The following is a 1,472-nucleotide window of genomic DNA, read 5'->3' as shown; positions in this document are numbered from 1 at the left end:
CCTCTCTTCGGTATTTTGAGATTTCTACAATTTGTATTTTCTCAGTAGATCATCCAGCGCTTCCCGTAAGAGTGATGACTCGGTTCTGTTCAAAAGGGCAGTTAGTTTTGCTAGTCCGTCGAGCTGCGATCTCAAGTAGTAGTTGGATTTCATAACCATCTTCGATTCCTTTTCAAGCGGTGCAAAGATTATCTGTGCTCTCCCTGTGACCTTTGCCTTTCTCATTCCCTCCGAAAGGAGGTTCAGCAGTTTCTCGACCGTCGACGCGTTCCTTGGAAACTCTCCTACCGCACCGCTGACGGTAAACCTAACCGTCTTTCCCTTGCATTCAAATGAGAGCTTCGAAATAGTTTGAGCCAAATCCTGCATCTCCATAAACAGAGTCTCAAGGGTGTACTCGCTGCTGTAGACAAAAAACTCGTCTCCAAACCTGACAAACGAGAGCTTCTCTGGGAGATTCTCCTTCAGCGTCTTATCTAGAATCTCGAAGACCCTGTCCCCGCAGTCTCTTCCATATTCCTTGTTCAAAAGCGAAAACTTGTCGATATCTATATCTGCAATAGCAAAGGGGCCTTCGTTTGAGAGTTTTTCGAGTTCTTCTTTCCACTGGTCAAAAGTCATAAATATCCTCCTATGTATATACTGATATATGTATATGGATATATTATCACCAAGTGTATTTATATCCGATTTCCGGAAGGTTAAGTCTTGCAAGCCAGACGCGGAAGAATAAATGACGAGGTTCGGGGTAGGTGGTTGGGGGTTCGTAAGAGAAAAGAAACTGGTTGACCGTTGAGCGGTTCTCCGTTCACCGAAGAAAAAGCTTGTTCCTCGTTCCGACGCTCCGCGTCCAGGTTCTTCGTTCTTGGTTAGAGCAAAGAAGCAGTAGCATCGAGATTCCGACCAGGAGCCTTGTCGGAATGACGGCATTTGACGTTTCTTCACTTTAGCGCTTTCAACTTGCTACTGCTCTTCATGAAAGACTAAGGATGGTTTTTCACAGCGATCAGCCATCAGCTTTTCTTAGCAAGTGTCCAGCGGCTCTCAAGACCAAGATTCTGAATCAAGTTCAGAATGACAGGTTGTTGTGTTTTTAAGAGTTACAGGACGCTGTCATGTGATGTGATGTTTTCCGAATAACCTAAGTCTGTCATCCCGGACTTGATCCGGGATCTGGTTTTTTGAAAACCATGGCCGAGGTTAGCGGGTTGCACGTTTGAAAGACCAGAGTGAAACCGCATCACCGCTGAATGGCTCTGCGTTCGCCGAAGAAAAAGCTTGTTCCTCGTTCCGACGCTCCGCGTCCAAGTTCTTCGTTCTTGGTTAGAGCAATGAAACAATAGCATCGAGATTCCGACCAGGAGCTTTGTCGGAATGACGGCATTTGACGTTTCTTCACTCCAGCGCTTTCAACTTGCAACTTCTCTTCGAAGGACGCGTCCATGCTCTTGGACGATGGGCTTCTACTATGT

Annotated in this window: 1 protein-coding gene; it reads right to left on the bottom strand. The window is 46.1% G+C overall.

Annotation, left to right across the window (positions count from 1 at the left end; genetic code table 11):
• Nucleotides 1-24: 24 nt before the first annotated feature.
• Entirely contained in the window at nucleotides 25-621 is a 597-nt protein-coding gene (locus BG32_RS09685) for a GGDEF domain-containing protein (protein ID WP_121526750.1), read from the bottom strand.
• Nucleotides 622-1,472 lie beyond the last annotated feature (851 nt).

The organism is Mesotoga sp. HF07.pep.5.2.highcov (assembly GCF_003666285.1).
Lineage (GTDB): Bacteria > Thermotogota > Thermotogae > Petrotogales > Kosmotogaceae > Mesotoga > Mesotoga prima.
Note: the sequence above shows the minus strand (reverse complement) of the source record. Positions and strands in the feature narration are given on the sequence as shown.

Bases quoted from the DNA above. Each gene is read 5' to 3' on its own strand.
- BG32_RS09685 (WP_121526750.1), bottom strand. From the start codon at position 621: ATGACTTTTGACCAGTGGAAAGAAGAACTCGAAAAACTCTCAAACGAA.